The sequence below is a fragment of the Rhizobium subbaraonis genome, assembly GCF_900220975.1.
Taxonomy (GTDB): domain Bacteria; phylum Pseudomonadota; class Alphaproteobacteria; order Rhizobiales; family Rhizobiaceae; genus Mycoplana; species Mycoplana subbaraonis.
Genome location: NZ_OBQD01000003.1, coordinates 26,535 through 49,731, shown reverse-complemented (window position 1 = coordinate 49,731; position 23,197 = coordinate 26,535). Strand labels below are relative to the sequence as shown.

Annotated in this window: 17 protein-coding genes; 11 read left to right on the top strand and 6 right to left on the bottom strand. The window is 63.3% G+C overall.

Translation table 11 applies throughout. The features are described from left to right. Nucleotides 1-28: 28 nt before the first annotated feature. Entirely contained in the window at nucleotides 29-1,903 is a 1,875-nt protein-coding gene (gene ftsH, locus CRO48_RS04775) for an ATP-dependent zinc metalloprotease FtsH (protein WP_077546188.1), read from the bottom strand. A 421-nt stretch (nucleotides 1,904-2,324) separates the two neighbouring features. On the opposite strand from ftsH, the gene CRO48_RS04770 reads away from it, so the two are divergent. From CRO48_RS04770 to cls, 10 genes are all read left to right on the top strand, one after another. After that, a complete protein-coding gene (locus CRO48_RS04770; RefSeq protein WP_235969349.1) occupies nucleotides 2,325-3,353 on the top strand; it encodes a ribose-phosphate pyrophosphokinase in 1,029 nt (342 codons plus the stop codon). 47 nt (nucleotides 3,354-3,400) lie between these two features. Then, a complete protein-coding gene (locus CRO48_RS04765; RefSeq protein ID WP_077546187.1) occupies nucleotides 3,401-5,788 on the top strand; it encodes a phosphoketolase family protein in 2,388 nt (795 codons plus the stop codon). An 8-nt stretch (nucleotides 5,789-5,796) separates the two neighbouring features. Next, nucleotides 5,797-7,155: an MBL fold metallo-hydrolase RNA specificity domain-containing protein gene (locus tag CRO48_RS04760; RefSeq protein ID WP_097137463.1), complete on the top strand. Its 1,359-nt coding sequence runs from the start codon at nucleotides 5,797-5,799 to the stop codon at nucleotides 7,153-7,155. Then, nucleotides 7,152-8,678, top strand: coding sequence for a thymidine phosphorylase family protein (locus CRO48_RS04755; protein WP_097136869.1), 1,527 nt, complete (start codon nucleotides 7,152-7,154; stop codon nucleotides 8,676-8,678). Before CRO48_RS04760 ends, CRO48_RS04755 begins: the two co-directional genes overlap by 4 nt. Continuing rightward, nucleotides 8,593-9,198 carry a cytochrome b/b6 domain-containing protein gene (locus CRO48_RS04750; RefSeq protein WP_097136867.1) on the top strand — a complete coding sequence of 202 codons (606 nt, stop codon included), beginning with the start codon at nucleotides 8,593-8,595 and terminating at the stop codon, nucleotides 9,196-9,198. Before CRO48_RS04755 ends, CRO48_RS04750 begins: the two co-directional genes overlap by 86 nt. A 43-nt stretch (nucleotides 9,199-9,241) precedes the next feature. Next, entirely contained in the window at nucleotides 9,242-10,513 is a 1,272-nt protein-coding gene (locus CRO48_RS04745) for an MgtC/SapB family protein (RefSeq protein WP_077546184.1), read from the top strand. Between the two features lie 595 nt (nucleotides 10,514-11,108). Beyond that, nucleotides 11,109-12,623: a multicopper oxidase family protein gene (locus CRO48_RS04740; protein WP_097136865.1), complete on the top strand. Its 1,515-nt coding sequence runs from the start codon at nucleotides 11,109-11,111 to the stop codon at nucleotides 12,621-12,623. Nucleotides 12,624-12,792: 169 nt separating this feature from the next. Continuing rightward, the gene (locus CRO48_RS04735) at nucleotides 12,793-13,833 is read left to right on the top strand and encodes a type II glyceraldehyde-3-phosphate dehydrogenase (protein ID WP_077546182.1); all 1,041 of its coding nucleotides are present in this window, start codon (nucleotides 12,793-12,795) and stop codon (nucleotides 13,831-13,833) included. A 39-nt stretch (nucleotides 13,834-13,872) separates the two neighbouring features. Further along, nucleotides 13,873-15,471: an ABC1 kinase family protein gene (locus tag CRO48_RS04730; protein ID WP_141402010.1), complete on the top strand. Its 1,599-nt coding sequence runs from the start codon at nucleotides 13,873-13,875 to the stop codon at nucleotides 15,469-15,471. 153 nt (nucleotides 15,472-15,624) lie between these two features. Continuing rightward, the gene (gene cls / locus CRO48_RS04725; RefSeq protein WP_097136861.1) at nucleotides 15,625-17,061 is read left to right on the top strand and encodes a cardiolipin synthase; all 1,437 of its coding nucleotides are present in this window, start codon (nucleotides 15,625-15,627) and stop codon (nucleotides 17,059-17,061) included. Between the two features lie 148 nt (nucleotides 17,062-17,209). On the opposite strand, the gene CRO48_RS04720 is transcribed toward cls, so the two are convergent. The 5 genes from CRO48_RS04720 to CRO48_RS04700 form a co-directional block, all read right to left on the bottom strand. Beyond that, nucleotides 17,210-17,878, bottom strand: coding sequence for a DUF6629 family protein (locus CRO48_RS04720; RefSeq protein ID WP_077546179.1), 669 nt, complete (start codon nucleotides 17,876-17,878; stop codon nucleotides 17,210-17,212). Between the two features lies 1 nt (nucleotide 17,879). Continuing rightward, nucleotides 17,880-18,890 carry a hydroxyacid dehydrogenase gene (locus CRO48_RS04715; protein WP_050747022.1) on the bottom strand — a complete coding sequence of 337 codons (1,011 nt, stop codon included), beginning with the start codon at nucleotides 18,888-18,890 and terminating at the stop codon, nucleotides 17,880-17,882. After that, nucleotides 18,887-19,540, bottom strand: coding sequence for a CBS domain-containing protein (locus CRO48_RS04710; RefSeq protein ID WP_097136859.1), 654 nt, complete (start codon nucleotides 19,538-19,540; stop codon nucleotides 18,887-18,889). The genes CRO48_RS04715 and CRO48_RS04710 overlap by 4 nt, the downstream gene beginning before the upstream one ends. Before the next feature lie 12 nt (nucleotides 19,541-19,552). After that, on the bottom strand, nucleotides 19,553-21,196 hold the full coding sequence (gene glgP, locus CRO48_RS04705) for an alpha-glucan family phosphorylase (protein WP_245423429.1): 1,644 nt from the start codon (nucleotides 21,194-21,196) through the stop codon (nucleotides 19,553-19,555). Between the two features lie 109 nt (nucleotides 21,197-21,305). Beyond that, nucleotides 21,306-21,503: a DUF2934 domain-containing protein gene (locus tag CRO48_RS04700; protein ID WP_097136856.1), complete on the bottom strand. Its 198-nt coding sequence runs from the start codon at nucleotides 21,501-21,503 to the stop codon at nucleotides 21,306-21,308. Between the two features lie 338 nt (nucleotides 21,504-21,841). On the opposite strand from CRO48_RS04700, the gene CRO48_RS04695 reads away from it, so the two are divergent. Beyond that, a protein-coding gene (locus CRO48_RS04695; protein ID WP_097136854.1) for an IS3 family transposase occupies nucleotides 21,842-23,193 on the top strand; the annotation gives its coding sequence in 2 pieces (ribosomal slippage) (nucleotides 21,842-22,178 and nucleotides 22,178-23,193; 1,353 coding nt in all). The last annotated feature ends 4 nt before the right edge of the window (nucleotides 23,194-23,197 follow it).

Here is a 23,197-nt window from a genome sequence, read left to right as displayed (position 1 = left end):
AGGCCTATCCGGCGATTTTCGATCCGCATCATTCGACCAGAGCGAGACCTGGCTTTCGCGGTGCCTCGCGCTCGAGACCCGTGGTCAGCTTGGCGAGCTCGTCGGGGCCGAGCGTCTCGCGCGCAAGAAGCTCGCGCGCACTGGTATCGAGCACGGATCGGTTGCGCTCGAGGATCGCGCGTGCCTTCTGGAAGGCGCTGTCAATCAGGTCTTTCACCATGTGATCGATGGCCTCGGCCGTCTCATCACTATAGGTGCGCGGTCGCCAGGCCGGGGTCTGTCCGACGAGGAAGCTGCCGGTCTCCGGTTCATATGCGACCTGTCCGAGCTCCTTCGACATGCCGAACCGGACCACCATGTTGCGTGCGATGTCCGTCGCCTTGACGAGATCGTCCGCCGCGCCTGTCGAAATCTCGTCGAACACCAGGCTTTCGGCGGCCCGACCGCCAAGCAGCACCGCCATGCGATCCTGCAATTCGGACTGGCTCATGAGGAAGCGATCCTCGGTCGGCCGCTGGAGCGTGTAGCCGAGCGCAGCAATGCCGCGCGGGATGATCGAGACCTTCTGCACCACGTCGGTCTGGGGAAGCGCCATGGCGACGAGCGCATGCCCCATCTCGTGATTGGCGACGATCTGGCGCTCGCGTGGAATGAGAATTCGGCTTTTCTTCTCCAGGCCGGCGACGATACGTTCCACGGCCTGCGTGAAATCGTCGAGCACGGTGGCGCTCGCGCCGCGGCGCGTGGCCACAAGCGCGGCCTCGTTGACCAGATTGGCGAGATCGGCGCCGGTGAAGCCGGGCGTGAGCGCCGCGACCGCCGCGACGTCGAGTTCGGGCGCCACGCTGATCTTCTTCAGATGCACGTTCAGTATGTCGATCCGGCCCTGACGATCGGGGCGGTCGACCAGAACCTGGCGATCGAAGCGACCTGCGCGCAGCAACGCGGGATCGAGAATCTCTGGCCGGTTCGTCGCGGCGAGAACGATAATGCCGACGCTCGGGTCGAAGCCATCCATCTCGGCGAGCAGCTGATTGAGCGTCTGCTCCTTCTCGTCATGTCCACCGCCCGGCATATCGACGCCGCGGGCGCGACCGAGCGCATCGAGTTCGTCGATGAAGACGATGGCCGGGGCCTGCGCGCGCGCCTGCTGGAACAGGTCGCGCACGCGCGAAGCGCCGACACCGACGAACATCTCGACGAATTCGGAACCGGTAATCGAAAAGAAGCGAACCCCCGATTCCCCGGCGACGGCACGCGCGAGGAGCGTCTTGCCGGTTCCGGGCGGACCGACGAGAAGCAGGCCCTTGGGAATGCGCGCGCCGAGCCGGCCATAGGTTGCCGGGTCCTTTAGGAAGCCGACGACTTCGGCGAGCTCCTGCTTGGCTTCATCGACGCCCGCCACATCGGCGAACGTCACCTTCACGGACTTCTCGCCATAGACTTTCGCCCGGCTGCGCCCGATGCTCATCAGGCCGCCATGCTGTCCGGCCATCATCGGCCGCAGCAGGAATATCCAGATCAGCACGAATACCGCAGCCGGCATCAGCCAGGAGAGCAGGTTTTCGAAGAGGCCCGGCGCCGGTTTGCCGGAGAAGGAAATGTTGCGCTTGGTTAGCACGTCGGCGATCTGCGGATCGACGCGAACCGTGGAGAAATGCTGGGGCGCATCCTTCTCGATAGGCGGCTTGTAAGCGCCGGTGATCTCCGTCGGTCCGACCACCAGGTCGGCGACGCCGTCCCTTTCGATCAGCCTCTGGAACTCGCTGTACGGAATGTCCTCGATGTGGCCTTGGCCGACAAGCAGATCCCGGATCAGCAGAACGGCAAAGAAGACCGCAATAAAATACAGGATGTCGAACTTGAAGACCCGCTTCGCGGGCGCCTTGTTCTCATTCTCCATGGGCCGCATTCCCGTACTTCTCTCGCGCGCGACGGCCAATGCGATTTATGTCATCAGCCAGGCGCGTTATGGATCGCCGCGTCTATTGAGCATCAGGATCGACAAGGTTCTCTGCTAAAAGTCACTTGAAGCCTGCTTGGTCGTCAAAATGCGCGCCTGGGAAGGCCGGAACTTTAACTCAGATCAAGATTGCGTCCGGAAAGGTGCTGCCCGGAGCCTTTATGCATCCCTTCGTGCATGACCGGAAATGCCGTTCCCACGCGAGGCCGAGTTGGCACGCAATGGCAAGAACTTAATCTCGATTAAAGAATCGAGCTTCCGTGCGGGCTTTATCTGAGACCTGTCTTCGCCTTTGGGCAAGAAATCATGAGCTGACCGCGCGTCGTGCTGCACGCCGGAACGAGACTGCGAAAGAACGATGATGGCCCCTGCCACAGCCCAGATGACTTCCGTCCCCGTCATCATTGCTCTCCCCGGCAATGAAGCATTTGCGCAAGCACTTGCGAACGCTGGCGCCGGCGAGCTGGGGGCGATCGAGACGCGCAGTTTCCCGGACGGCGAGAGCTATGTCCGCCTCGCGTGCGACGTCGCAGCAAAATCGGTTCTTCTGGTCTCGACGCTCGCTCGCCCCGATGAGGGCTTCCTCCGGCTCGTCTTTCTCGCTGACGCGGCCCGATCGCTCGGCGCCACCGCGGTGACGTTGATCGCTCCATATCTGGCCTATATGCGGCAGGATCGGCGTTTCCGGTCGGGTGAGGCCATCACCTCCCGAACCTTTGCGCGCCTGATCTCGTCCAGCTTCGACCGGCTCGTCACCGTCGATCCGCACCTGCACCGCTATCCGGCGCTGTCCGCGCTCTATGAAATCCCGGCGCTGACGCTGCATGCGGCGCCGCTCCTGGCGGAGTGGATCGCCGCGTCGGTTGCCGATCCGCTGATCATCGGTCCGGACGAGGAAAGCGAGCAATGGGTGTCGGCCATCGCCGCAAAGATCGGCGCGCCGCATGCGGTGCTGCGTAAGATCCGGCATGGCGACCGCGACGTCGAGATCGCGTTTCCCGACCTCTCCTCATCGAGCGGGCTGCAGCCCGTCCTGGTCGACGACATCGCCTCCTCCGGCAATACGCTCATCGAGGCGGCGCGAAAGCTGCCGCCGCTTGGATTCGCACGACCCGACGTCGCTGTCGTGCACGGCATCTTCGCCGGTGATTCCTATACGCGCCTGGCGCCGCTCTGCGGCAGGATCGTCTCCTCCGATTCGGTCAGTCATCCGAGCAACGCGATCGGGCTCGCCCGACTGGTCACGGATGCGCTGGCCATCGCCGACGCTCCCGATCCTGAACTCGTCCGTCATCGACGCCCGCCCGAGCCGCTCGACGACGTCGAACGCGCCGGCATCGATTCCTTTCCCGCCAGCGATCCTCCGTCGTGGACCGGCGGGGTTGAGTGATGCCATCGGCATCGGAAAGCAGACACATCCAGGAAAGGCAGCAGCGCATGGCCGCGACGACGTCCACAGCCTTCGAACACTCCCCAGCATTCGAACATTGGCGTGCCGGCTACGGCCCGATCACGCATAGCGACGAAACCGTCGAGCGCATTCGCGCTCTTGCGCAGTCGCCGAAGCAGAACCCGGACGCGCTTTACCGCCTGCTTGCCGCTGCCGACCGGCTGACCTCCGCCGCGATGTGGACGGTGGTTCACATGACCTATGCCAAGCGCGTCGACCTCTCCGGCGCGTCGCTGCCGCTAGAAGCCTTCAAAGCAACCCCTGAAGGCCATACCGGCGGTTCCCTGAACATGGTGCCGGCCTTTGTCGGCTACCTTGCCGCGAACACGCTCTCGGCCACCACCCGCTCCTGGGTGATGGGACAGGGCCATTGCGTCGCGGCGATCGAGGCGCTCAACGCGCTGACCGGCGACGTTTCGGATGCGCAGAAAGGGCGCTATGACCGGAGCGAGAAAGGGTTGTCCCGGCTCGCCGCCGACTTCTATTCCTATGCTATCAATGCCGAGGGCCGTCCGGCGGTGCCGATCGGCAGCCATGCCGGACCGAACACGGCCGGCGCCATTTCCGAGGGCGGATATCTCGGCTTCGCCGAGGTCCAGTACGTCCATGCCCCGCTACCCGGAGAGAGCCTGGTCGCTTTCGTGAGCGATGGCGCCTTCGAGGAGCAGCGCGGCTCGGACTGGACGGCGCGCTGGTGGCGAGCTGAGGATAGCGGTCTCGTCGTGCCGATCATGATCCTTAACGGCCGACGCATCGAGGAGCGGGCGCAGATTGCGCAGCAGGGCGGCGCCGATTGGCTCGCTGATCATCTCAGGCTCAACGGATTCGATCCGTTCGAGATCGACGGTCGCGATCCCGCGGCCTTCGTCTGGGCGATCCTGACGGCCGAGGAGCGCCTTGGCCGTTTTGCGGGCGATCCCGCCCGCGTCTATCCCGCTCCCATTCCCTACGCCATTGCCAATACCGTGAAAGGCTTCGGCTTTCCAGGCGCTGGCACGAACGCCGCGCACAATCTCCCGCTTGCCGGAAATCCGTCCCGCGACGAGGCCGCGCGAACTGCGTTCAACGAAGCGGCGCGGGTTCTGTTCGTCCCGCAGGAGGAGATCGCCGAGGCCGTTTCAGCAATTGCGGTTCACCAGGAGCAGAAGCGTCCCCCGGAGAGCCGGCATCCGCTGGCGTCGCGCCGGCCGTCTGCGCCGAGCCTGCCGCAGCCGCAATGGACCGACAAAAGCGCGCCGGCCGATTGCGCCATGCATGCGCTCGACCGCTGGTTCGTGAGCCTTGTCAACGCAAATCCGTCGCACAGGGTGCGCGTCGGCAATCCGGACGAACTGCGCTCCAACCACATGGGTGCCACCCTTGACCGCCTCCGCCACCGCGTCAATACGCCCGAAGCCGGCGTCGCCGATGCCGTTGATGGCGCCGTGATCACCGCACTCAACGAGGAAGCGGTCGCCGCCGCGGCCCTTGCGAACAAAGGCGGGATCAACCTCATCGTCAGCTACGAAGCCTTCGCGATGAAGATGCTCGGTGGCCTGCGTCAGGAGATCATCTTCGCGCGCCACCAAAGCACGGTGGGCCAGAGCCCGGGCTGGATTTCCGTGCCGCTCGTAGTTACCTCGCATACCTGGGAGAATTCCAAGAACGAGCAGTCGCATCAGGACCCGACCGTCGGCGAGGCGCTGCTCGGCGAGATGTCGGACACCGCGCGTGTGCTGTTTCCGGTAGACGCCAACAGCGCCGTCGCCACCATGGCCTCGGTATTCGAAGGGCGCGGCCAGGTCGCCTGCGTGATCGTCTCCAAGCGCGACATGCCGCACCGCTTCGACGGGGCGGCCGCCGTCCGTTTTGTCGCCGACGGCGCTGCCCATATCGACGGACAGGTTGACGGCGCCGAGTTGCAGATCGTTGCGATCGGCGCCTACCAGCTCGAAGAGGCGCTCAAGGCGGCGCACCGCCTGAAAGAGCATGGACGGCGGGTGGTGGTGACGGCGATCAGCGAGCCCGGTCGCTTCCGGATTCCCCGCGATCCGATCGAGGCGCGTTTTGTGGCGTCCGACGAGGAGCTCGTGCGCCTCTTCCCGGTCGATGTCCCGCGCCTGATCGTCTCGCACACGCGGCCCGAGCCGATGCTCGGCCTGCTGCGACGGCTCGACAGCGGTCCGAAACACACTGTGGCCCGCGGCTATATCAGCCGGGGCGGCACGCTGGATGCCGCGGGCCTGCTGTTCGCCAATCGTTGCAGTTGGGCGCATCTGATCGATGCCGCCGCACCTTTGGCCGGATGGTCGCGCAACGAATTCCTGACAGTCGCCCAACGCAATGCCATCGATGGGAAAGGCTCGCCCGCCGATCTCACCACTCCTACCAAATGAAGGACGCCATGCTGACACTTACTTCCCTTGGCGGCGCAGGCACCGTCACCGGCTCGAAACATCTGCTCACCAACGGCGACAAACGCATCCTGATCGACTGCGGTCTGTTTCAGGGCCTCAAGAACCTGCGCGAGCTGAACTGGGAACCGCTGCCGATCGACCCTTCGAGCATCGACGCCGTTATCCTGACGCACGCCCATCTTGACCATTCGGGCTACCTTCCCAAGCTTGTGCGCGACGGCTTCAAGGGAAAGATCTATGCGACGGCGGCAACGCGCGAGGTTGCAGAGCTCATCCTCAAGGACAGCGGCCACCTGCAGGAGAAGGACGCCGAATACGCCAACCGGAAGGGCTTCTCGAAACACAAGCCGGCGCTCGCGCTCTACGGCATCCGGGATGCCGAGCGCAGCCTCGAGTTCTTCTCGCCCGTGCCCTTCGACAAACCGGTCAAGCTCCCCTTCGGCGCGACGTTGACCTTCCGGCATGCCGGGCACATCCTGGGTGCCGCCACCGCCGAGATCGAATGGGGCGGACGCCGTGTCGCCTTCTCCGGCGATCTCGGCCGCTATGACGATCCGGTTCTTCCCGATCCGGCCCCTGTACCGGAGGCGGACTATGTGTTGATCGAATCGACCTACGGCAACCGCATGCACGATCCTGCCGATCCGACCGAAGCGCTCGGCGCCGTCGTCGAGCGAACAGTCGCGCGCGGCGGGACGGTCGTCGTTCCCGCCTTCGCCGTGGGTCGCGCGCAATCGCTCCTTTACCATCTCTGGAAGCTCAAAAGGACTGGGCGCCTGGCGAAGGTGCCTGTCTATCTCGACAGCCCGATGGCAATCGACGCCACCGACCTCCTCCACGCCCACCGTGGGGACCACCGCCTGACCCCGGAGCAATGTAGGGAGGTCTGCGCGATTGCGACCTACACCCGCGACGTCGACGGCTCGAAGGGCATCACGGCAAGCCCGTATCCCAAGGTGGTTATCTCGGCGAGTGGCATGGCCACCGGCGGGCGCGTGCTTCATCATCTGAAGGCGTTCGCGCCGCATGCACGCAATACGATCCTGTTCTCCGGTTTCCAGGCGGCCGGCACCCGCGGTCGTGCCATGCTGCAAGGCGCGCAGGAGACCAAGATCCATGGTGAATGGATTCCCGTTCGCGCCGCGGTCGAGGAACTGTCAATGCTGTCGGCGCATGCTGATTCCAGCGAGCTGATGCGGTGGTTGTCGGGCTTCCGCCGACCGCCGTCCCGGGTCTTCATCGTGCACGGCGAAGACGAAGGCTCCGAAGCGCTGCGCGTTCGCATTGACCGGGAGCTCGGATGGGATGCCGTCGTTCCCCGCCAGAACCAGAAGTTCGATCTATGACGTTCGCCGACACGACAATTCCCGCTCAACCGACCCTGCGGGCGAGGCGCATCCGCCTGCACACGCAGCATCAGGCCGTCGTCGTCATGCGCACTGATTGCCACGTCTGCCGGTCGGAGGGTTTGTCGGCGCGCTCACAAGTCCTTGTCTCCAACGGCAGCGGCGAGGTTCAGGCGACGCTGTTCCAGGTCGACGGTGATGGTCTAATCGCCCTCGACGAAGTCGGCCTCTCCGAAACCGCCTGGGAGCGGCTTGGCCTTGCCGACGGTGACGCGGTCAGGGTCAGCCATGCACCCGCGATCGACTCGCTGGCGAGCGTGCGTCAGCGCATCTACGGCAATCGGCTCGATTCGCGCGCCTTCGCAGAAATCCTGCGCGACGTGGTCGCCGGGCGTTACACGGAAGTCCACCTAGCCGCTTTCCTCACGGCCAGCGCCGCCCTCCCCCTCGACGAGAACGAAACTGCCGACCTGACCGGCGCCATGGTGGACGTCGGCGAGCGGATGCGCTGGGACGCGCCAATCGTGGTCGACAAGCATTGCGTCGGCGGCCTTCCCGGCAACAGGACAACCCCGATCGTGGTCGCGATCGTCGCCGCGAACGGCTTGCTCATGCCCAAGACCTCGTCACGCGCCATCACCTCTCCGGCCGGCACCGCCGACACGATGGAAACACTGGCGCCGGTGGAGCTCGACATCGCGACATTGAGGCGTGTCGTCGAACGCGAAGGCGGCTGCATCGCCTGGGGCGGCGCTGTGCATCTGAGCCCCGCCGACGACATTTTCGTCCGCGTCGAGCGCGAGCTCGACGTCGACACCGAAGGCCAGCTGGTCGCCTCCGTGCTGTCCAAAAAGATAGCGGCGGGGTCTACCCACGTCGTGATCGACATTCCCGTCGGGCCGACCGCCAAGGTGCGCGGTGAGAACGCGGCCGCTCAGCTCGGCCTGCGTCTCAACGCTGTTGCCTCACGGTTCGGGCTCGCCACGACTTGCATCCAGACGGACGGCTCGCAGCCCGTCGGTCGCGGCATCGGGCCGGCACTAGAAGCGCTGGACGTGCTCGCCGTATTGCAGAATGCAGCGGACGCCCCTGACGACCTGCGCCGCCGGGCGGCGACGCTGGCCGGTGCCGCACTCGAGATCGGCGGCAAGGCCGAACGGGGAGAAGGCGTCGTCCGCGCGCTCGAAACGCTCTCAAGCGGAAGGGCTTGGTCGAAGTTCGAGGCGATCTGCCAGGCGCAGGGCGGCCTTCGTGTGCCGCCGAAGGCGGCCTACGCCCATCCGTTGACGGCACCGCACGCCGGCCGGGTGGTCCATATCAACAACCGCAAACTCTCGCGGCTTGCCAAGCTCGCTGGCGCACCCGAATCGAAGGCGGCGGGCGTTCACATGGAGGTTCGGCTCGGCGACGACATCGATCGGGGCCAGCCGCTGCTTCATGTCCATGCCGAGACGACGGGCGAGCTGGCCTATGCGCTCGACTATGCCGCGCGCGCAGGCGACATCGTCGAGGTCGAGGCTTGAGTGGCGCCGCCTGGGAGGACGCCACCGGGGGAGTCCGCCCGACGAATTCCCGCTCGCCCATCGTCTGATGCATTGGACCGTGCTTGTCCTCTGCCTCGTACAGGTACCGACGGCCTGGGCCATCCAGCGCACGCATATGGCGCACCTGTTCATGAAACCGCGCCCCTTCGACCTGTTCCTGCATCAGGTCCATGCCTGGAGCGGCTGGGCAATCCTTGGTCTTGTACTGGCGCAACTGGTCATGCGCCTTGCCTATGGCAGACCGCCGCCTGCCCGAGGCATGTCGGTCGTCGAGCGCATCATTGCCGCCGTTATGCATGTCGCGCTCTACGCCGTCTTGATCGCGCTGCCGGTCACCGGCACGATCGCCATGTATGTCACGTTCCGGATTGCGCCGGTTCACAGCCTGCTGAGCTGGACGTTGCTCGTTCTTGTCCTCCTTCATGCCGCAGCGGCGCTCTGGCATCATTTCTGGCGCCGCGACGACGTCCTTTGGCGCATGATCCGGAAGCCGCGATGATGCCGACTTCGTTTCATGGCCGTCAGCCCGCGGGAAGCTGACAGTGGACCCGTTGATCGCCAGGTTGGGCTTGGCGCTCGCCATTGGCCTGCTGGTAGGTCTCGAGCGTGGCTGGCGCGAGCGCGACGCCCCGGATGGCGCGAGAACGGCCGGTATCCGCACCTATGCCATTACCGGTCTTCTTGGCGGCCTGTTCGCCGCGCTCGCCAAGAGCGTCGCGGCACCATCGGTGCTGATCGCAGGGCTTCTGGCCTTCACCGCGGTCTTTGCCTGGTACAAGAGCCGCGAAGCCATTCAGGATGCGGATTTCAGCGTGACCGGTGTTGTCGCGGCCCTGGGCGTGTTCGTGCTCGGAGCACTGGCGGTTGCGGGGGATCACCGCGCCGCTGCCGCCGGAGGCACCGCACTTGCCGTCCTCCTCGCCAGTCGCGATCTGCTGCATGGTCTTCTCAGGCGCCTCTCCTGGATCGAGTTGCGCGCCGCGCTGGTGCTGGCGGTGATGACGGCGATCATCCTGCCGCTCCTCCCTGCGCAGGCGATCGATCCGTGGGGCGGCTTCAATCCGCAACAGATCTGGCTCTTCACAGTGCTGACGGCTGCAATCTCGTTCCTCGGCTATATTGCCGTCCGCCTGTTCGGAACCACACGTGGAGTGCTGGTGGGCGGATTGGCGGGGGCAGTGGTATCATCGACGGCGGTGACGCTGGCGCTCGCGCGTACGGCAACCGCAGGCGGCAATCCTTGGCCGCTGGCCGGAGCCGCCACGCTCGCCGCCGCCGTCTCGGTGCTCCGTGTTGCCGGCATCGTCGCGATCGTCTCACCATCAGTGCTCGGCGTCGCAGGACTTGCCATTCTTGCCGCGGTTCTGACTTTCGTGATGTGCGGCGGGGTGTTTCTGTCGCGCGGTGCAGTTCCAACCGACGCTGGACAAATGCCACGCAACCCCTTCGAATTGTGGGCACTGCTGGCCTTTGCGATCCTCTTTGCTGTGGTTTCGACCATAAGTGCTGCAGTTTCGGTCGGGAACACTGGTGGCATGGTGGTCACGTCGGCGATCACCGGCACCTTCGATATCGACGTTGCCGTGCTGAGCGCATTGCGGCTCCTTGGTGTCTCGGCAGACAGAGAGACTGTGGGGCACGCCGTGCTGCTCGCCCTGACAACGAACGCGGCTGGACGGTTGGTTGTCGCGGCCGGGACGGGGCCGGTGCGTTTTTGGCTCCCGATCGCGGTCGCCACCATTACGGCAGTCGGCTTGGGCTTCCTCGTCTTCGCGACACTTCCGCATTTCGACTGGCCTGGTACGCCGTCGTGATTGGTCTCATCATGACGACAACACTATCTGGCTGGAACGGCTTTGCAGCATCGGATTGGCATTGATCCCGATCAAACAGGAAAACTTCCTGATGCGCTAGAGTTGAATCGAGGTGATTTGAGGTGGCTCTGGTGGCGAACATTTGCGAACGATTGAGAACGGCTGTCGTGGCCGCGTAGGTATTCGCCTTTCTGACGGCGTCCTTGACGACTGCCCACACCTTGCCGTGTCCAGACCCGGCCAATACTCAAACCGTTTCGGCAAGCGCCAACGTGGACGGCGTTCTCGTGCATGCAGGTTATCATGGTAGCGGCAAGAGGACCGACAGAAGCCTCGATCAGTGCTGCCAAAAATACTGCCTCAAGTGCTTCAGCCTTGTGCCGCCTGCCGCCCTCTTCGATGGTGCCCCCGTGGTGAGGGATCATGCATTGCCGATCGAGACCCAATCGGCCGGCATTTCTGTCCATCCTTCCCACGGGCCTCCCCGAAGCTGATCTGACCGAAACGACCCGATCGCGCATTGCGTCGCTGACCAGCGTCCGAAAGACGCACCGATCAGCTTGCCTGCCGATGCAGGCCACATCAGGAGTGAACCATGAACAGACGTCGTTTTCTCACAACGATCATGACCGGGACCGCCGCCGTCGGCGCGGCTTCCGTCATCCGCCCCTTCGGCGCCCTGCCTCAGGCCTCGGCCGCCGCGCCACCGCTCAGGCTCGGAATTGCCAGCCGCACGATCGAGGTCAACGGCAAGGCAGCACGCGTGTTCGGATTGATGCAGCCTGACGGCAAGCAAGGGATCCAACTGGACGCTGGATCGAGTTTCGATGTCGAGCTTGCAAACGTGATCGATGAACCGACCATGATCCACTGGCACGGCCTGACGCCGCCCTGGAAGATGGACGGCGTGCCGGACAATCCGATGGCCCTAATCAAGGCAGGCGAGGTCGTGCGCTATACCTTCCCTGTCGGTGCCGGCGGCACGCACTGGATGCACGCGCACACGCTTCAGGAGCAGAACCTGCTTGCCGCGCCACTTGTCGTCCGCACCGCGGCCGACAGGGAACGGGATGAACAGAACGTCGTCATCCTCCTGCACGACTTTTCCTTTACGCCGGCCGAGGAACTGCTGGCCAGGCTCAAGAGCGGACAAGCCCACGACGCCCGGTCGAGTGTACCTGCGACAGGGCAAGGGAAAATGGCCGGAATGCCGATGATGGATCATTCCGCCATGGGGCACGGCAATATGGAGATGGATGGCATGAACAAGGGCGGCATGCCCGGAATGGACATGGGCACAATGGGGGCCATGGACCTCAACGACATCGATTATGATGCCTACCTGGCCAACGATCGAACGCTCGACGATCCCGAAGTCGTGCAAGTGGAAAAAGGCGGCCGCGTCCGCCTGCGCATTATCAATGGCGCGACTGCCACAGCCTTCACCATCGACACCGGCGTCGTGCAGGGAACGCTCGTTGCTGTCGACGGCCAGGAGGTCGAACCGGTCGACGGCAAAACATTCCCGATCAGCATGGGTCAACGCCTCGATATCCGCTTGGAACTGCCTCAAGGAGCCGGAACCTATCCTGTTCTGGCCCTGCGGGAAGGGGCAATGGAACGCACGGGCGTGATCCTCGCCACAGCCGGAGCCCCCATCCAGCGTATCGCTTCCATTGCCGAGGCCGACGGTCCGATCGTGGGCAATTCCCTCGAGCAGCGCCTGCGGGCCGTAAGGCCGCTGGCCGTTCGTCCGGCAGACAGACGTTTCGAGATCGCCCTGACCGGCCAGATGCAAAGCTATGTATGGGGCATGGACGGCGCCTCGGATATGCGCACGCGTCAAGGGGAGCGGATAGAGATCACGATGCGCAACGCATCCATGATGGCGCATCCGATGCACCTGCACGGTCATCATTTCCAGGTAACCAACGTGAACGGCACCGCAATCTCCGGGGCCGTGCGCGATACGGCGCTAGTGCCACCCGGCGAAACCCTGACCTTCGTCTTCGATGCCAGCAATCCGGGCAAGTGGCCGCTGCACTGCCATCACCTCTACCACATGGCGACCGGCATGATGGCCTACGTCACCTATGAGGATCTTGGCTAGAACCTGTCGTTGCCTGGTGCCGGAATCCGAGCCGGCACCACGACGACTGTGCATCCTTAACCTCGATCAAAGATGCAGCCGCCGAGCGCTGGCATACAAAATGGTGCTCTTTCCTCTTAAGGCGGCGGGAAGCGGCGCGATCGAACTTTCGTTTCTAAGGATTTCTGGAATGACACAGCACAGTTCCATCCGGGTTGCCGTGAACGGCTATGGCGTAATCGGCAAGCGGGTGGCCGACGCCGTGCGTCTTCAGGCTGATATGGAACTCGTCGGTGTCTGCGACATCGCGAGCGACTGGCGCCTGCGCCCGCTTGAAGAGAAGGCGATTCCGCTCTACGCGGCGTCCGATGAGACGGCTGGCCCGATGAGGGCATCCGGCTTGTCGGTCGCCGGTACGCTCGATGCGCTGCTCCAGACCGCGGACATCGTCGTCGACTGCACACCCAAGCGCGTCGCCGCAACCAACGTCGAGCGGTACCGGGCCCGCGGCATCAAGTTCATCGTCCATGGCGGCGAGAAACACGCCGTGACCGGACACTCTTTCGTCGCAGAAAGCTCCTTTGCGAGCGCGATCGGCCGCCAGTCGACGCGCGTTGTGTCCTGCAACACGACCTCCATCGTTCGCACGCTTTCCGTCTTGAAGCGGGCCGGCCTGCTCAAACGCGCGCGCGGCACGCTGCTGAGGCGCGCCACCGATCCGTGGGAAAGCCATGAAGGCGGGATCATGAACACGCTCGTGCCCGAGCCCGAGATCCCGAGTCATCAGGGACCAGACGCCCAGAGCGTCGACCCCGACCTCGACGTGGTGACCATGGCCGTCAAGGTTCCCGAGACGCTGGCGCATCTCCATTATTGGTCCGTCCAGATGACCCGGGCGGCCGAGAAGGAGGAGGTGCTCGGGGCTTTCGGCGCTTCGTCGCGGATCGCGCTGATCCGAACCACGGACGGGCTCACCGCGATCAATACCGTGAAGGAGCTGATGGCCGACCTCGGCCGGCCGCACGACAATCTCTACGAGGTGGCGCTCTGGGAAGACATGCTGCGCACGGAAGGCGACGAGCTGTTCTACGCCTACATGGTCGACAACCAGGCGATCGTCATTCCCGAGACGATCGATGCCATCCGCGCCTTGACCGGCCTCGCATCGGGTGCCGACTCTTCAATCGCGCTGACGAACGCGTCGCTCGGCATCCGGCAGCGGTTGTTCTAACGCGATGCGCGGCGGCCGCCTATAACCGGGGTAAAGCGCGTGAGCTCGCGGTTGTTCAGGATCGTCGCCGCCGCAGTCTCATTGACTCTGCTCTATCTAGCCGAGCGGCGCCGCGGCGTCGCCGCCGATGCCTCGGCCCTGCCAGTTCGCCTACGCCAGACGCTCGATGAGCTCGGCGGAACCTTCATCAAGATCGGTCAGGCCCTCAGCATGCGGCCCGACCTGTTCCCGGAGGACTATCTCAGGCAACTGCGCGACCTGCGCGAGCGTGCCCGGCCATTTTCCTCGACAGAGGCCAGGGCGGAACTTGAGCGCGCCTTGCGCCGGCCGGTCGAACAGGTGTTCCAGACATTCGACAGCGAACCTTTCGCAGCCGCTTCGATCGCCCAGGTCCATCGCGCCACCCTGCCCGACGGCCAGGAGGTGATCGTCAAGATAAGGCGCCCGCACATGCGGGAGCGGATCGACAGCGACATGCGGATACTCGTTGCCGTTGCCCGGATCGCCGGCGCGGCGATCCCGAGCTTCCGCCGCCTGCAGCCCGAGCGCCTCGCCCGCGAAATGTGGGCCAATCTCCGGCGCGAGACTGACCTTCTCCAGGAAGCGCGAAACATTCGACGATTTTCTGATGCCTACAGGCAGCGCACCGACGTCTACGTGCCGGAAGCATTCGAAACGCTATCAAGCGAAGCAATCCTCGTCCAGGTCATGAGCCATGGCCGATCGATCGAGGATTCGGCCATATCGCAGGACGGTTCGCGGATCGCGGGCGTCCTGGTCGATTTCTATCTTGAGCAACTGCTGACGACCGGTCTGTTTCATGGCGATCCGCATCCCGGCAATCTCTTCGTTATGGAGGACGGCCGGATCTGCTTTCACGATTTCGGGCTCGTGGGCCATCTTGACCACACGACACGGCGCAATCTCGGGATCTTTCTCCAGGCGTTCGTTCACCAGGACGCCGGATGGATGCTCGACGCGGCCATCGCTCTTTCGCTGATCGACCGGCAGGCGGAACGCACGGCATTCGTGCAGGGTATCGAAGAAATCCTCAGCGACTATTCCTCGCTGCCGCTGAAGGACTGGTCTATCGCCGATGCTTTCCTCAGGGTGATGCGGCTCGGTGACGGCGCCCACGTCGTCGTTCCCTATAACCTCATGGTTTTCGTCAGGGCGCTTTTTCTGATTGAGGGCTGCCTGCGCCGGCTCGATCCCAACTTCAATGTGCTGGCTACGATCATTGCCAAAGGCGAGGCCGCGTTGGCGCACACGCTGGGCGGCAGGCCTGACCCGGCAGCCATGGCGCGTCTCAAAACCGAGCTGGCGCTCTCCGCAGAGGACCTGCCCTCGCTGTTGGCCTCCTGGCTTCATCGCGCCCATCAGGACGGCGGAGACCTAGCCCTTGGTGTGCGTGTCCATCAATCGGACGAAACCGAGCGGCGGCTCGACCGCCGGGCGGCTCTCGCGGCGCTGGCGCTTCTGTCGGCTGGAATGCTGGTCACGTCCGCGCTGTTGGCGCAAGCGCATATTGGACCTGAGGTGATAGGGCTGCCCGTCACGGCCCTGATCGGATTTATCGTGGCGATCTGGATCTGCATGCGCGTCCTGCGGTGGATTAACATACTGTGGCGACGATGAGCGCTGCGTCGGTGCGGGCGCACCTGCACCGCCGCGCGCAGCGGACGGGCGGAGATCACAGGACCGTGGAAGCCGAAGATCCTGGGATCGAACGAACGCTGCTACTCCACTCCTCAACCTTCGCGGAAAACATAGGCACACGGGACGACGGCGATGGCGCTTATTGGGAACGAAGCCTGGGCGATCGCCTACTTGGTAGTGGAATGGACAATCCGCATTGTCATGGTTTTTGTCGTGCCCTTTCGACGTTCGCCCGACGCCGCGCGCAGCTGGTTGCTGCTAATATTTTTCCTGCCCCTTCCTGCACTTGCGGTCTATCTTGTTATCGGCAGACCGACCTATCCCCGCTGGCGCAGGGAACGCTTCGCCAGATTGCCGGAGGTCCTGGTCGCGGCATCGAAAGAGATTGCCCATTCTCACTTCTGCCGCCGTCCCGACTTGCCAGGCTCGCTGGCGGGACCGGCGCTCCTGATTGAAACCCTCGGCCAGTTCCCCGCGCTTTCTGGCAACAACGTCGAACTTCTTTCCAATTATGAGGGTGTTATCGACCGCATGGTCGTCGACATCGATCATGCGGAACGAACTGTCCATCTCCTGTTCTACATATTCGCAGACGACCGGACGGGTCTGCGCGTAATAGAAGCATTGGAACGGGCGGTCCTGCGAGGTGTCACATGCAGGGTACTGATTGATGCCATCGGGTCCCGGCAATGGCGGCACCAGGTGACGAGGCTGCTAACCCGAGCAGGTGTGGACGTTCAATTCGCTCTGAAGGTGGGGATCTTTCGGCACAGATCGGCGCGTGCCGACCTGCGTAATCACCGTAAGGTTGCCGTCATAGACAGCCGCATCGGCTATATCGGCTCCCAGAACATAACAAACGCCCTATCTGCCTCCAACATCGCAAACGAGGAGTTGGTCGCACGAGTTGTCGGCCCGATCACGACAGAGCTGCAAGCCGTCTTTGTCGCCGACTGGTTCATGGAAACGGAGGAGGAACTGGCGGTATCCGCCCTTTTTCCACACCATCATCCCGATGCCGGGGCCGTTGCACAGGTCCTTCCAAGCGGTCCTGACTACCCGAACGCAGGGATTGGCAATGTAATTGCGGCTCTGGTTCACGGCGCAAGCAAGCGTGTCGTGATCACGACGCCCTACTTCGTCCCGGACGAACCTCTCCTTCAAGCACTCAAAACCGCCGTGCTGCGTGGGGTGGAGGTGCGTTTGCTGGTCTCGCGTCTCACGGATCACATCCTGGTGAAATTGGCGCAGCAATCCTACTACTCCGAACTCCTCCAGGCCGGTGTCCAAGTGCATCTCTATGAGGAGGTCTTTCTGCACGCCAAGCATATGATGTTTGATGATGAGATCTCGCTGCTGGGTTCCAGCAATGTCGACATCCGCTCTTTTGTCCTCAACGCCGAGGTAAGCCTTATCGTTTTTGACAAGGGTGTCACGGAACAGTTGCGCCGTGAGCAAGTGCGCTGCTTCGACAACACCGCGACGCTCACGCTCGACGGTTGGGAAAAACGTCCAATGATCCACAAGATTGGCGAGAACCTGGCGCGGCTGGCGAGCCCTCTCCTGTGAACAGCATCAGCGGCTTCCAAATGGAGCAATCGAACGCAACGCGATGCCCCACTTCGGCTGCGGGTGCATATGGGCGTATTCGTCGTGCGGATCTTGCTCTACGCTCGCACTTGGCACGGCAAACGCCGGCAATGCGACCGTACAGCGATCACGCCAGTGCGGGCCTGGCTCGTCTGCGCCACATCAGCGCCAGGAGATAGAGGGAGATCACCGCACCGCCGAAGCAGAACACCGAGATATAGGCGTAGGAGAAGAACGCATAGGTGATGACGAGGACGCCGGCGACGAGCAGGCCGAAAATCTTGATCTCCCAGCCTCGCACCAGCAGGAAGGGCACGATGACGACAGCGACGTAGATCGCGTAGGTCACGGTCCGGGAGACGAGCCCGTCGAGCAGATTGATGTCCTGATAGCGAACTGCCCAACGCAGGAAGGTCGTTGCCAGCCAGCCGTCATGGACAAAGTACGGAATGAACTGCAGGCCGCCCAGCATCGCGCCCGCGATGACGAACAAAAGGATGAGGTTCCGGCGCCCACCGCCCTCCAGGAAGTAGGCCGACAGAGGTACCCAGATCGGCCAGGCAATCCAGGTGAAGAACATGTAGAGCAAGGAATACTGGCCGACGCGATGCGTGTTGCCTGCGTGGCCCTCGATCCAGATCAAACCCTCCACCAGTTGCTGCAGACCGAACAGAAGCGGAAGGGTTGCGATCATCAGATAGCGGCGATCTGCCCGCCAGGCCGACGCGCCCGCCACCGCGCCGCCCGGGATGAGGACGGCGGCGGCACCCAGACTGACCTCCGCGGAAAGGCACATCTCAGGCTACCCCTACCAGATTGACCGGGCGACCGGCCGCAAAGCCTTCGATGTTGGCAAGGGTGGTGTCGATGATACGTCGCAGCGCCGCGTCGGTGTTGTAGGCGTTGTGCGGCGTGACCAGAACGTTCGGAAAGCGCAGCAGCACGTGGTTGGCGACAAGCGCCTTGAGATCGACCGTATCGACCGCCATGTTCTGGCGGAAGATCTCGGCCTCCTCACGGATCAGCGGCTCCTGCGGCAGCACGTCGAGACCGGCCGCGCGCAACTTGCCGCTTGCCAGCGCCCGCACCAGCGCCTCCGTGTCGACCACATTGCCGCGCGCGGTATTGATGAGGATGGCGCCGTCCTTCATAACGTCGAACTGCCGTTCGCCGATCATCCCGACGGTGTCCGGTGATGATGGTACATGCAACGTCACCACATCGGCCTGCGCCAGGACCTCGTCGAGCGCGCCATAGGTGAAGCCCAGCCGTGTCGCGGCGGCAGCGTCCTCGACCTGATCGAAGGCGAGGACCTTCATGCCGAAGCCATGCGCGATCTCGATCGTGCGGCGGCCGATGCGCCCTGTTCCAACAACCGCAATGACCTTGTCCCGCAACTCAAGACCACGCATGCCGGCCATCGAGAAACCGCCGCGGCGGGTCAGCGCGACACTCTCGACGATGTTGCGCGCAAGCGCCAGCAGCAGCGCGAAGGCGTGCTCGGCGACCGTCGCATCCCCGTAATCCGGCACATTGGCAACGGCGATACTTCGCTCTCGACAGGCGGTCAGGTCGATATGATCGTATCCCGCCGAACGGGTCGCGATGAGTTTCAGATCGGGCAATCGATCGATGATGCCGGAATCAAGGCGGGACGCCACGAAAGGGCTGATCACCTCCGCGTCCTCGAATTCGCCGACCGTGGTGATATTCAGCGGAGCCGTCGTGCAGCGGACGTCGTGCCGGCGCATCAGTTTTGCGCAGGCTTTCTTCTCCCAATCCTCCGCTTCGAACAGAACAACCCTCATCGAGGCTCCTTCACCACTGTCAAATCATCCTTAAACCCCGATCCCACGACACTGTCGACCACCATCCGCACGACGTCGATTTCCTCCTGCGAGCGCATGGTCCCTGCGACGTGCACCCGACCCGCGGCGACATGGAGTTCCGGCTGTCGGCGCAGCACGGCGCCCGCCTCCTCGAGGCGGGCGCGCAGAGCCCGCGAGACCGCCGCATCGCCCCTGATCTCCGCATCCGGTCCGCCCGCCGAAATGACCTTGAGCAGGTCCGCCCTGCTGACGATGCCCACCAGCCGCGCGTCGCGCAGCACCGGCAGACGCTTGATCCGGTTGAGGCCGAGCAGCATCGCCACTTGCGACAGCGGGGCATCCTCGTCGATGGACAAAACCGGGGCCGACATCAGCGCACCGACCTTCCAGCTGCGGCTCTTGACGTAGGCCCGCGCACGCTCTTGCACTCCGCCGTCACCGAGAGGTGTGCCGAGCTCGGAGCGCCGCAGCAGGTCGCCTTCCGTGACCATGCCGATCAAGGCTTGTGCGTCGTCGAGCACCGGCAGGCCGCTGACATGTTCGGTGAGCATGATCTGCGCGGCGTGCCAGACGCTGTGCTCCGGGCTGATGGTGGCCAATCGCGTCGACATCACATCTTGCACACGCATCCTCGTCCCTCGTCAACGCAAATAGGCTTCGGTGACGTAGCGGCGCATCATCCGATGAGAATTGAAGGACGACCCGATCTTGCTGATGGCTTGCTTCATCATCCAGATCCAGCGCCCCCGGTCACCGTGATAGAGGGGAAGCACCACAGCCCGCAGCTTGTCATAGAGCGCTCCCGCATCGCTCGCCTCGGCACCATTGCTGGGGATCGACCAGCCCGTCACACTCTCGACACAGCCCTCGATCCACCAACCATCGAGGACGCTCAGGTTGAGCGCGCCGTTGAGGGCGGCCTTCATGCCGCTCGTGCCGGATGCTTCGAGCGGCGGCAGCGGCGTGTTCAACCAGACATCGCAACCGGCGACCAACGCGGCGGCAACGTCGAGATTGTACCCAGGCATGAATACCGCCGGGATCGTGCCTTCAAGTGCATCGATATGCGCCCCCAGCGCGCGTATCGCTTCCTGCCCGCCGCCATCGTTCGGATGCGCAAGGCCGGCCAGGACGATCTGGAAAGGTTGAGCGTTCGCGATCTCGCGCAAGCGCTCCATGTCGGAGAAGATGAGCTCGGGCCGCTTATAGGCGGTCATGCGCCGCGCATATCCGATCAGCGGCAGGTCGGGACGCAATTGCCTCCCCGTCGCCTGCGCGATCCGTGCCAGCAGATCATGCTTTGCGTCCCCGTGTGCCGACCACAAGGCGTTGTCGCCGATCTGATCGGCGAAGGCGAGGACCTCGGGCTCGTGCGCCCAGTTTGAGAATTGCTGCTCGAACAGTCTGGCAATGGCGCCATGCGTCCATCGATGGACATGAACGCCATTGGTGATCGAGGCGATCGTATAGCCTGGGAAGAGTTTGCGCGTCGTCTCCGCGTGCCGGCGGGCGACACCGTTGACATAGCCGCTGAGATTCAGCGCCAGATGCGTCATATTGAGCTCATCGGCGCCGGCGAGGTGCGCCAGGATATCGCGTTCAATGTAGTCGCCGAGCACGCGCTCAACGAGGTCATAGTCGAATTTGTCGAACCCGGCTTCCACAGGCGTGTGCGTCGTGAACACGCAGCGCTCGCGAACCGCCGAGACGTCGTAGCTGTCGATCGGATCGGACGCGTGAACGCCGTCTGGCCGCCGCGTTCCTTTTAGAAGGGGCAGGGTTAGCAGCGCTGCATGGCCTTCGTTGAGGTGATATTTCTCGATGCGGAAGCCGAGCGCACGCAGCACGCTCTGGCCGCCGACGCCGAGCACGATCTCCTGCTTCAGCCGATAGGCCTGGTCCCCACCATAAAGCGCATCGGTGATCCGGCGATCCTCCACGGCGTTCTCCGCGAGATCCGTGTCGAGCAGCAGCACCGGGATGACATGCCCCAGCTGGCATTCCAGCGCATAGAGCCAGGGGCGCACCCACACCGCACGTCCCTCGATTGACACAGCTACCATCTGCGGCAAGGCGGTCGCAAAGTCTTGGGGCGACCACGGATCAGCATGGCTGACCTGCGCATGACTGTTGTCGATCTCCTGCCGCGCATAACCCTGGCGGCTCACGAGCGTAACGAACACCATTGGTAGATCGAGATCAGCCGCCGAGCGCGCCGAGTCCCCGGCGAGCACACCCAGCCCGCCGCTGTAAGTATGCATCTCGGCGCGAAGCGCGATCTCCATCGAGAAATACGCAAAGCGCGTCCGCTGAACAGCCCGATCCAGAAAATCCAAGAGTACCCTCCCGGTGTGAGGAAGCCCGCTTGTCGGCGTCACTCGCGCGATCGACGGATTATTTCTTCTTCTTGGCAGAATCTGCGACCTCATCCGTCGCTTCGGGCTCGGCGCCCTCCCCCACGATCTCGGCTTCGGCGCGCAGCCAGTGCTCTAGGTCGTGACCTTTCGGACAACCCTCACGCACCCAGATTTCATAAGCTCGCAGCTCGATCTTGGGTCGAACAACGTCCTTCTCCGCCTGCGCTTCTGACATGATAGTGCTCCTTCTTCGATGTCGGACCTCTTTTTGCGCCTGGCAGTGTGAGCCCGAGTTGGACAGCAATCGTTGATGGAGGTTAAAGATGACGTACTGGCCCCCAACTCCTTAACTCCAATGCTGTGTTATTCACTGAAGGTATGAAATTAGGCTTGGACATCGGGAGCGCCATGCATAGAGCAGCTAGAAGATGATGATTAGTGTAACCGGCACGACGATCTTGATGCGTGCTTCGGCACGTTGCAGATTGTCCGGCGTCAGCACTGATGGGACCAAATCGGCTTAACTGAGAACGGAGGATTTTTGGTTCATCGTAGCCTTTCAAAGGAGCGAAGATGAGACAGAAATCCGGAACCGGGAAAGCGCCGGCAGAGCAGGTCATCAAAGACATCCGCCGCGCAACCCGCAAGCAATATTCGGCCGAGGAGAAGATCCGCATCGTGCTGGAGGGCTTGCGCGGCGAAGAGTCGATCGCGGCGCTGTGCCGGCGCGAGGGGATCGCGGAGAGCCTTTATTACACCTGGTCGAAGGAATTCCTGGAAGCCGGCAAGAAGCGGCTTGCCGGGGATACGGCGCGCGCCGCCACCAGCGACGAGGTGAAGGTTCTGCGCAAGGAGGCGCGCGATCTCAAGGAGGTCGTCGCCGAGCAGGCGCTGGAACTGCGGATTCTTAAAAAAAGCATGATTGCGGATGGGGGCGACGACGAATGAGATACCCCGCATCCGAGAAGCTGGAGATCATTCGGCTCGTCGAGCAGTCGCATCTGTCGGCGCGGCGCACGCTGCAAAAACTCGGTATTCCGCGCTCGACCTTCAATCGCTGGTATGACCGTTTCCTGGCCGGCGGTGTCGATGCGCTGGAGGATCGCAGGCCCCGGCCGAACCGGGTCTGGAACCGCATCCCCGAGGAGAAACGCGATCAGATCATTGAGCTGGCGTTGAACGAGCCGGAGCTGTCGCCACGGGAACTGGCGGTCACCTTCACCGACACGAGGGGCTACTTCGTCTCGGAATCCTCAGTCTATCGCCTGCTCAAGGCCCACGACCTGATCACCAGCCCCGCCTTCATCGTCATCAAGGCCGCCGATGAGTTCCACGACAAGACGACGGCGCCCAACCAGCTCTGGCAGACCGACTTTACCTACTTGAAGGTGATCGGCTGGGGGTGGTTCTACCTGTCGACCGTGCTCGACGACTTCTCTCGCTACATCATCGCCTGGAAGCTGTGCACCACGATGAAGGCCGAGGACGTCACCGACACGCTGACCATCGCGCTGCAGGCTTCTGGCTGCGACAGCGCCAAGGTGGTGCAGCGGCCGCGGCTGTTGTCCGACAACGGCCCCTCTTACGTCTCTTCCGACCTGGCCGCATGGCTATCCGACAAGGGCATGGAACATACGCGCGGGGCACCCTGCCATCCTCAGACCCAAGGCAAGATCGAGCGATGGCACCAGACGTTGAAGAACCGCATCCTGCTCGAAAACTACTTCCTGCCGGGTGATCTCGAGCAGCAGGTCGCGGCGTTCGTCGATCACTACAACCACCGCCGCTACCACGAGAGCCTCGACAATCTCACCCCTGCCGACGTCTACTTCGGGCGCGGCGATATCATCACGCTGGAAAGGGAAAGGATCAAACGCGAAACCATCAAACAGCGCCGCTTGCTTCATCGAGATGCAGCGGCCTAATGTG

Bases quoted from the DNA above. Each gene is read 5' to 3' on its own strand.
- CRO48_RS04710 (WP_097136859.1), bottom strand. From the start codon at position 19,540: ATGCGTGTGCAAGATGTGATGTCGACGCGATTGGCCACCATCAGCCCG.
- CRO48_RS04765 (WP_077546187.1), top strand. From the start codon at position 3,401: ATGGCCGCGACGACGTCCACAGCCTTCGAACACTCCCCAGCATTCGAA.
- CRO48_RS04755 (WP_097136869.1), top strand. From the start codon at position 7,152: ATGACGTTCGCCGACACGACAATTCCCGCTCAACCGACCCTGCGGGCG.
- CRO48_RS04715 (WP_050747022.1), bottom strand. From the start codon at position 18,890: ATGAGGGTTGTTCTGTTCGAAGCGGAGGATTGGGAGAAGAAAGCCTGC.
- CRO48_RS04720 (WP_077546179.1), bottom strand. From the start codon at position 17,878: ATGTGCCTTTCCGCGGAGGTCAGTCTGGGTGCCGCCGCCGTCCTCATC.
- CRO48_RS04735 (WP_077546182.1), top strand. From the start codon at position 12,793: ATGACACAGCACAGTTCCATCCGGGTTGCCGTGAACGGCTATGGCGTA.
- CRO48_RS04700 (WP_097136856.1), bottom strand. From the start codon at position 21,503: ATGTCAGAAGCGCAGGCGGAGAAGGACGTTGTTCGACCCAAGATCGAG.
- ftsH (WP_077546188.1), bottom strand. From the start codon at position 1,903: ATGGAGAATGAGAACAAGGCGCCCGCGAAGCGGGTCTTCAAGTTCGAC.
- cls (WP_097136861.1), top strand. From the start codon at position 15,625: ATGGCGCTTATTGGGAACGAAGCCTGGGCGATCGCCTACTTGGTAGTG.
- CRO48_RS04770 (WP_235969349.1), top strand. From the start codon at position 2,325: ATGGCCCCTGCCACAGCCCAGATGACTTCCGTCCCCGTCATCATTGCT.
- glgP (WP_245423429.1), bottom strand. From the start codon at position 21,196: ATGGAGATCGCGCTTCGCGCCGAGATGCATACTTACAGCGGCGGGCTG.
- CRO48_RS04750 (WP_097136867.1), top strand. From the start codon at position 8,593: ATGTCCATGCCGAGACGACGGGCGAGCTGGCCTATGCGCTCGACTATG.
- CRO48_RS04760 (WP_097137463.1), top strand. From the start codon at position 5,797: ATGCTGACACTTACTTCCCTTGGCGGCGCAGGCACCGTCACCGGCTCG.
- CRO48_RS04740 (WP_097136865.1), top strand. From the start codon at position 11,109: ATGAACAGACGTCGTTTTCTCACAACGATCATGACCGGGACCGCCGCC.